This window comes from Desulfofundulus sp., assembly GCF_049701015.1.
Classification (GTDB): Bacteria; Bacillota; Desulfotomaculia; order Desulfotomaculales; family Desulfovirgulaceae; genus Desulfofundulus.
In genome coordinates, this window is sequence record NZ_JBNATZ010000099.1 from 1 (window position 1) to 8,542 (window position 8,542).

The following is an 8,542-nucleotide window of genomic DNA, read 5'->3' on the forward strand; positions in this document are numbered from 1 at the left end:
CCCCAGGTGCTCCAGGACATCACACATGGTTGCCACATCTTTTAGCGCCGGCACCTGCAGGATAACGTTGGGTGCCCCGTGCAACAGACAGGCGGCCAGAATCGGCAGGGTGGCGTTTTTGCTCCCACTAGCCCGCACGGTACCCCGCAGGGGATTGCCGCCCGTAATAGAGAACCTGACCATGGTGTCACCCCCGCATCAATCCTCCCCGAGAACCTGTACCTCGAGAGTTAGTGTTATCCCGAAGCGCTCGTAGACCAGTTGCTGCACCCGTTGAATCAGGATTTGAACATCCCGGGCAGTCGCCCTCCCCAGGTTGACAATGAAATTGGCGTGAACCGGTGACACCTGAGCATCACCCTGGCGCATGCCTTTGCATCCGGCCTGTTCAATCAACCAGCCAGCCTTTCCCCCGGGCGGATTTTTAAATACGCTGCCTGCGCTTGGGTAGGACAGGGGCTGGGAGGCACGGCGGCGGGCGATATACTGTTCCATCTCTGCACGAATCAAATCTGGATCCCGGGCCACGCCCCGGCAGGTAATCTCAAGGACCACCAGCGAACGGCCCAGCAAATTGCTGGTGCGATAACCGAAATCCAGCTTACCGGCTCCCCAGCGTTCCAGCTCGCCGGACGGATCCATCACTGTTACTTCCTGTACCAGGTCGGCCATGCAGGAACCGTTGGCACCAGCATTCATGACTACCGCTCCGCCTACCGTCCCAGGAATGCCAGCGCAAAACTCCAAACCACCCACGCCATTTTTCTGGGCTACAGTTGCCAGTACACCCAGCATTGTCCCGGCCCCGGCAATCAGGGTCGTCCCGTGAACCTGGACCTGGCTGAAGGCACGACCAATTTTCACCACTATGCCCCGGATACCACCATCCTTGACCAGCAGGTTGGAACCGTTCCCGATGAAATACAGGGGAAAGCCACGGGCGTGTGCCCAGGTAACCAGCCGGGCCAGCTCCCTCACTCCTGCCGGTTCCACGAAAATATCCGCCGGACCTCCGATACGCCAGGTGGTATGACGGGACATGGGTTCATTTGCTTTAACCTGTCCGGGCAAGAGGCTACTTAACTCTTTAAAGCCAGCCGGTAGATTCATGCTGTTTTCTCCCTTAACCTCTTGACAAGTTCAATACCGCAGAGCCAGATGTCTCCAGCTCCCACGGTTAAAATCAAATCACCGGGCAGAACCGTGGCAGCCAGGTAATTAACTATCTGTTCCCTGGCTGGCAGATAAACGACCGGTGGGCGGCCATGGTTTTCAATGGCCTGGACAATCAATCGGGCGCTGACTCCTTCTATGGGTTGTTCCCCGGCACTGTATATCTCATTGACGATTACCAGGTCGGCTTCACCAAAGGCTTCCCCAAACTGTTCCTTCAGCAAGGCCGTGCGGGTGTAACGATGAGGCTGGAAGACGACAATCAGTCGTTTGGGACCCGTTTGACGAGCTGCCTGCAAAGTAGCCTTTATCTCACTGGGATGGTGGGCATAATCATCCACCACACGTACATCTCCGACCTCGCCGAGCAGTTCGAACCTTCTTCTGGCCCCCGTAAACCCTTTGAGAATCGAAACGATAGCTTGAAAATCAACACCCACCCACCGTGCCGCAGCCACCGCAGCCAGGGCGTTTAAAACATTATGCTTTCCAGGGATGGAAAGTTCCAGCGAACCAAGATATTGATCACGATAGTACACTGCTCCCCTGGAATGCTGGCTGTTCAGGGATAAATGCCGGAGCACATAATCAGCACCGGGACTCTCGATGCTGTAGGTAACCACCGGACGGTCCAAATCCTGCAATACTTCCCGTACATTGGGATCGTCAATACAGGCAATAACCAGGCCGTGCTCCGGCACCTTACCCATAAACTGACGGAAAGCCTTCTTAATTTCAGTCACCGAACCGTAATGGTCCAGGTGATCATCCTCGATGTTGGTTACGATCACTGCCAGCGGATTCAGCTTTAAAAAAGACCCGTCACTCTCATCAGCTTCAGCCACCAGGTATTTCCCCCGACCAAGCTTGGCGTTTCCGCCAATATCGTTCAATTCACCTCCGATGACAATGGTCGGGTCCAGCCCACCCTTTTCCAGCACCAGAGCCAGCATGGAAGTGGTGGTGGTCTTCCCATGGGCACCGGCAACAGCGATACCCTCCTGGCGTTGCATCAGCCAGGCCAGCAGGTCGCTCCTGTGTATCACCGGGATGCCCCTCCCCCGGGCTGCCAGCAATTCAGTGTTATCAGGTTTAATCGCTGAGGAAATTACCACCAATTGTGCGTCATCAAGGTTTTGCGGAGCATGCCCCACATGGCAGATGGCCCCCCGGGATTCCAGCCTGCGCAGGGTATCACTGGAGGAAAGATCCGAACCGCTTATCTCATAACCGAGATCCAGAAGGATGCTGGCAAGACCGCTCATACCAGCTCCGCCAATACCAATAAAATGTACCCGCCGGGGTAGTACCTGCAAGAATTCTCAACTCCTTTCCGGGTTACAGCTCCTGGTTAAACGCAACGGCTTCGTGAATACACCATATACTATGCCCGGGTCGAAAAAGGTGTGCATCCGGGCTTGTCCAGCCATACCACGGCTTAACGACAGCGGAACCGCTGCTGTTTTTACCAGGCCAGGTTATCTATCAGCTCGAGTATTTCATCCAGCGCGCGGGGACGTCCCAGGCGGCGGCTGGCTGCAGCCATTTCCTTCAGTTTAGCGGGCTGCGCCAGAAGCCGGGCCAAACTCTCCGCCAGTAAAGACCCCGTTAACTCCCGATCTCTGATCACTAGAGCAGCGCCCTCTTTTTCCAGGGAACGGGCATTATATTCCTGGTGATTCCCGGCAGCATACGGATAGGGAATCAGTATGGCAGGCAACCCCACCACCGTCAGTTCTGCCAGGGTAGCTGCCCCGGCACGACAGACGGCAATGTCGGCTGCAGCCAGCGCCCGGGGCATTTCATTAAGATAAGGCATAAGGATAATATTGCCATTTCCGGTTATGTTTAAACCAGCCTCCCGGGCCCGGCTGCAAAACTCTTCATAGTGGCCAGGCCCTGTCACATGGAGAAAATATACCCCCGTCTGACCCCGGAACTGCTTTAAAACCTCAACCATAGCCACGTTGAGCACCCTTGCTCCCTGACTGCCTCCAAAAGAGAGGACTAACCGGGCATCTTCAGGAATACCCATGGCCCGCCTGGCCTCGTCCCGCCGCCAGGCCAGCAATTCCGGGCGCACCGGCAGCCCGGTAACTTTAATCCGGGCTTTACGTGGAAAATATTGCCGGGCGTCCTCAAAGGTTAACGCCACCTGACTTACAAAACGGGAAAGCAACCGGTTGGTCAAACCAGGCAGGACATTTTGTTCGTGGATCAGGGTGGGGATACCCAGCAAAACGGCAGCCAGGACTACCGGGCCGCATACATATCCCCCCGTGCCTATTACAACCCTCGGTTTAAAATCGGCCAGGATCCCGCGGGCCAGCAGGATCCCTCGCGCTGCCCGCCAGAGAACCAGCAGATTCCGGGGAGACATGCTCCGTTTCAAGCCGGTTACCGGAATGGAACGAAAGGGTAAATCTGCTTTAGGCACCAGGTCTGCCTCCAGGCCTCCGGACCGGCCGATGTAGAGCACCCGGGCATCAGGATGTCTGGCCAACAACCCCCGGGCAATGGCCAGGGCAGGATAAATATGTCCTCCTGTACCACCCCCGGTTACCACGAAATTCAAATGTTCCACCTCCGTCATCTGGGGGCGCTGTAGCGGGATATGTTGAGCAGCACCCCTACTCCCAGCAAGGTAAACACCAGGGATGTCCCTCCAAAGCTGATGAAGGGCAGGGTAATTCCCGTTACAGGCAGGGAGCTTGTAACCACTCCGATATTAATAATTGCCTGGATACCCACACTGGAAACAATCCCGGCTGCCAGCAGGCTTCCAAAAGGATCGGTAGTAGTAATGGCCACCTTGAGTCCCCGCCAGATAAATAAGACAAACAACAGGATTACCAGGCAGGCACCGATGAAACCCAATTCTTCCCCGATCACGGCAAAAATAAAGTCCGTCTGTCTCTCGGGAAGGTAAAGGAATTTGGAATGGCGACCCTGCCCCAGGCCGGTACCCAAAAGGCCACCGGACCCCAGGGACATAAGGGAATTCAAAATATGCCACCCCGCACCCGAAGGGTCTTTTTCCGGGTCGAGAAAAGCTAAAAATCTCCTCATGCGGTAAGGCTCCACCCATATGGCCAGGCCCACGGCTCCCACACCCAGGAAACCCAGGATACCCAGGTGCACCAGGGAAGCACCGGCAGCAAAAAGCATTAACACAATAGTCCCGGCCAGAGTTACGGCTGTACCCAGGTCCGGCTGCATGAGAATCAACCCTGACGCCAGGGCCATGATCACCAGGTACGGCAACATGCCGCGGCGAAAATCGGTGATCTTTTCAGGCCGCCGGGAAAGACCGTAGGCGGTAAAAACTACCAGACAAAGCTTCGCAAACTCCGAAGGTTGAAAACTCAGGGGACCCAGGTTCAACCAGCGCTGTGCTCCCAGTTTGGAAACGCCAATTCCCGGAACAAGCACGGCCATTAACAGGGCGAAGGCCAGGAGCAAGAGTGCTCCTGCCCACCGTTTCAACTGCCAGTAGTCATAATTCATCATGATGAACATGGCCGTGAGACCAATGACCGCCCAGATAGACTGGCGGATCAGAAAATGAAACGGGTTGTTAAAGGGCGGAAACATGGCGAAATAATAACTGGAGCTAAAAACCATTACTATACCCAGGCTCAAAAGCATGAGTACGGTGACAAAGAGTATGAAATCCGGTGGCCGCCTGCGTAAGCGCATGGAAGTATCCCTACCTTCCCCTGGTAAGGTAAAAAGTTCAGTAAAATCCGTTCACCGCCTATTTACGTTTATTGTCTCCCTGCCATTTCCCGTAAGATCAGCTCATGTACCAGCTGTTTAAATACTTCCCCGCGTTCCTCGTAATTCTTAAACATGTCCCAGCTGGCGCAAGCCGGTGAAAGCAGAACTATTTCCCCCGGCCGGGCTGCACGGTGCGCCTTGAAAACCGCATCTTGAAAGTCACCGGCCCTTATAATTTCCTTTACTCCCGCCGCTCTGGCCGCCGCTTCAATTTCCCGGGCACACTCTCCCAGCACCACCAGCAACCGTACTTTCTCCTTCACCACACGGGCAAAAGCGGTAAAATCGTTGCCTTTGTTTCTGCCTCCCGCCAGTAAAACGATGGGCTGATCATAGGCTTCCAGCGCCTTGATACTCGCCTCGGGATTGGTCCCTTTGGAGTCGTTAACATATTTCACACCGTTGATCTCGGCCACAAACTCAAGACGGTGGGGAACACCGGAGAAATGGCGCAAGGTTGCGGCCATCTGTGCTTCCCTGATTCCGAGCACCCACGCACAGGCTGCGGCAGCAAGGGCATTTTCCAGGTTATGGGCACCCGGAATGCGAAGTGCTCTGACCGGCAAGACAGGATAGACCTTCTCCTTTTCCCTGACCGCAATGTAGCCGTTGTGCAGGATTACCCCTTCTTCCAGGTTATGCCGCCGGCTGAAAAATATGACCTTTCCAGGACACAGTGATGCCAGGTCCCTGGTCAAAAGATCATCGTAATTCAAGACCGTGTAATCATCCCCGGTCTGGTTGGCAAAAATACGCGCTTTTGCCGCGACATAACCCTGCATACTGCCATGCCGGTCCAGGTGGTCGGGGGTTATGTTTAAGATTGCGGCCACCCGGGGACGGAAAGCCCGTGTCGTCTCAAGTTGAAAGCTGCTTACTTCGAGAACGATCAGGTCCTCAGCTCCATACTTTTCTACTTCTGTAATCAGAGGTTTTCCAATATTACCGGCCACCAGGGTTTTGATCCCCGCATCAGCAAAAATTTGCCCCACCAGGGTGGTCGTGGTGGTTTTACCGTTGGTTCCCGTAATAGCCACGATTGGTGCCCTGGCCAGGCTGTAGGCCAGCTCCAGTTCACCCGTCACTGGAATACCGAATTCCCGGGCCCGGGCTACCGGCGTAATGGTGAGAGGTACCCCGGGGCTGACTATGACCAGGTCGAAACTGCCCTCCACCACCTCCGGGTAGCGGCCCAGCACGAGTTCCACTTCCGGCGGTACCAGGGATGAGAGTGGCGGTTCAAAGGAAGCATCATCTTTGTGGTCGGTCAAGACCACCTGCGCCCCCTTAGCGGCCACGAAACGGCTCACTGCCACCCCACTTTTACCTGCTCCGATGACCAGAACTTTTTTGCCTTCAAAATCCAAGTTCATTACCTTCCTTCTCCAGACAGGTTGAATCTTAGATATCTTAACCGAGTTGATACAACCCGGCCAGACCCAGAAGGGCCAGGATAACAGCAAGCCCCCAAAAAGTGTAGACCACCCGCTGTTCACTCCAGCCACCCAGCTCAAAATGATGGTGCAAGGGGCTCATACGGAATACCCTCCGGCCAAACAGCTGGAATGAAATTACCTGGATGATTACTGAAAGTGCCTCCAGAACATAGACACCCCCAATAATGACCAGAAACAATTCACTCCTGGTCAATACTGCTGCTGCCCCCAGCGCCCCTCCCAGGGCCAGGGAACCGGTGTCACCCATAAATACCCGGGCGGGATGGTGATTGTATACCAGAAAGCCCAGGCAACCTCCGATCAGAGCGGCCATGACGATAGCAATACCCAATTTATCCATTAACAAAGCAATAAGTAAAAGTGCTGCAGCTACCGGTACGGTTACTCCAGCAGCGAGACCGTCAAGGCCGTCAGTAAGATTCACTGCGTTGGCTGCACCTACTACTACCAGTATAGCAAGCAAAATAAACCCCCAGATTCCCAGCTCCAGGGTTAATCCCCCGGGAATAAAAAAACCGCTGAAAGGGATTACAAGATCTGTACCCCGTCCAAAGGTGGAAACAGCCACTAAGGCCAGCAGTATACTTAAGATTATCTGACCGAAAAGTTTTTCCCTGGCCCGCAAGCCCAGGGATCTTTTTAAAGTCACCTTAATGTAATCGTCCAAAAAACCAATCAGCCCGAACCCCGCAGTAACTCCAAGCAGCAGAAGACCCTCGGGAAAATGATGGCCCAGCCAGAACCCGGCCACGAATGTCCCGGCCAGGAACATAATCCCCCCCATGGTGGGAGTACCACCCTTGGAAAGGTGAGTGGCAGGTCCATCGTCCCGGACACTCTGACCAAACTTAAGCCGGCGCAACAGAGGTATAATTAGCGGCCCCAAGAGCAGAGTGATGGTCAGTGAAGTAATTAAAGCCTTGCTTAAAAGAAGCCAAAAACTGTTAGCCCCCATCCGGTACCACCTGCGGCGGATTCCCTCCTTCTTCAAAAGTTAGCGGCACATGCCGGACGCCGCTAGCTCCAGCGCCGCCATAGCCAACTGCTACCAGCCTATGTGTCCTGGTACAAAAAGGTGTTTTCTCCCCGGACCAGGGCCTGCACAATCTCTTCCATACGCATGCCCCGTGAACCTTTGATCAGCACCACATCCCCGGGCTGGACCAGATCTTTCAGTATTCTTGCGGCCTCACTCCGGGAAAGGCACCGGAAGATACACCTTCCGGACATGCCAGCCTCCAGGGCTCCGTCAGCCATAAAACCGGCCAGGTCACCCACAGTGATGAGGAATTGAGCCACCCTGGCGGCATCACGGCCTACACGGCGATGGGCGCCCTTTGCTTCTTCTCCCAGTTCCAGCATATCTCCCAGGACGGCAATACGGCGCCCCCGGGTTTCAGTCTCAGCCAGTACCTGAAGGGCAGCCCTGGTGGAAGAAGGATTGGCATTATAAGCATCATTAATGATTTTTAGCCCCTGCCAATCAATTACTTCCAAACGCATGGGCGTCAAAACTGCTCCTGCCAGGCCAGCAGCAATCTCTTCCAGGGGAACCCCCAGTGCCCAGGCTACACCAACAGCTGCCAGAGCGTTTTCTACATTGTGCCGTCCGGGCAGGGGCAGATAAATTTCCGACTCGCTTGCATCGGGCACCCTCACCCGAAAGCGGTTACCGCCCTTTTCGTGACGGATATCCAGACCAAGGATGTCCGCATCACCCCCGATACCGAAAAAGTACACCCGGCCACGGCAACGGGCCGCCTCCCGCCAGATATAGGGGCTGTCCCGGTGTAAAACGGCAAACCCTTCCGGACCGATGGCCTCCAGGATTTCTCCTTTGGCCCGGGCGATGTTGTCCACCGACCCCAACCGCTCTATATGAGCCTCACCTATATTTGTGATCACAGCTCCCGTGGGGCGAGCCACATGGCAAAGAAAGGAAATTTCCCCCATTCCGCGCATGGCCATTTCCACCACTACGGCCTGGTAACACTCGTCCAGTTCAAGAAGGGTGAGAGGCAAACCAATTTCATTGTTCATGTTACCCGTGGTTTTCAGGGTCTTAAACCGCCGGGAGAGAGCAGCCCCCACCAGGTCCTTGGTACTGGTTTTACCTGAACTGCCGGTGATAC

At 55.0% G+C, this 8,542-nt stretch carries 7 protein-coding genes and 1 pseudogene; all 8 read right to left on the bottom strand.

From position 1 onward, the window contains the following. Nucleotides 1–183, bottom strand: a pseudogene (locus tag ACPLUI_RS07660) (UDP-N-acetylglucosamine 1-carboxyvinyltransferase); the annotation flags it as partial. Nucleotides 184–198: 15 nt separating this feature from the next. Next, a complete protein-coding gene (murB, locus tag ACPLUI_RS07665) occupies nt 199–1,110 on the bottom strand; it encodes a UDP-N-acetylmuramate dehydrogenase (RefSeq protein ID WP_424659678.1) in 912 nt (303 codons plus the stop codon). Next, nucleotides 1,107–2,489 (bottom strand): UDP-N-acetylmuramate--L-alanine ligase, encoded by a 1,383-nt coding sequence (gene murC, locus ACPLUI_RS07670; protein ID WP_424659679.1) that lies wholly within the window; start codon nt 2,487–2,489, stop codon nt 1,107–1,109. The genes murB and murC overlap by 4 nt, the downstream gene beginning before the upstream one ends. Nucleotides 2,490–2,638: 149 nt before the next feature. Next, the gene (gene murG / locus ACPLUI_RS07675; RefSeq protein ID WP_424659680.1) at nt 2,639–3,748 is read right to left on the bottom strand and encodes an undecaprenyldiphospho-muramoylpentapeptide beta-N-acetylglucosaminyltransferase; all 1,110 of its coding nucleotides are present in this window, start codon (nt 3,746–3,748) and stop codon (nt 2,639–2,641) included. Nucleotides 3,749–3,762: 14 nt separating this feature from the next. Further along, on the bottom strand, nt 3,763–4,872 hold the full coding sequence (ftsW, locus tag ACPLUI_RS07680; RefSeq protein WP_424659681.1) for a putative lipid II flippase FtsW: 1,110 nt from the start codon (nt 4,870–4,872) through the stop codon (nt 3,763–3,765). Between the two features lie 68 nt (nt 4,873–4,940). After that, nucleotides 4,941–6,320, bottom strand: coding sequence for a UDP-N-acetylmuramoyl-L-alanine--D-glutamate ligase (gene murD / locus ACPLUI_RS07685; RefSeq protein WP_424659683.1), 1,380 nt, complete (start codon nt 6,318–6,320; stop codon nt 4,941–4,943). Between the two features lie 43 nt (nt 6,321–6,363). Further along, the gene (mraY, locus tag ACPLUI_RS07690) at nt 6,364–7,365 is read right to left on the bottom strand and encodes a phospho-N-acetylmuramoyl-pentapeptide-transferase (protein ID WP_424659684.1); all 1,002 of its coding nucleotides are present in this window, start codon (nt 7,363–7,365) and stop codon (nt 6,364–6,366) included. Nucleotides 7,366–7,463: 98 nt separating this feature from the next. Beyond that, nucleotides 7,464–8,542: UDP-N-acetylmuramoyl-tripeptide--D-alanyl-D-alanine ligase (locus tag ACPLUI_RS07695; RefSeq protein WP_424659682.1), on the bottom strand; the 1,079-nt coding region annotated here is incomplete at its 5' end.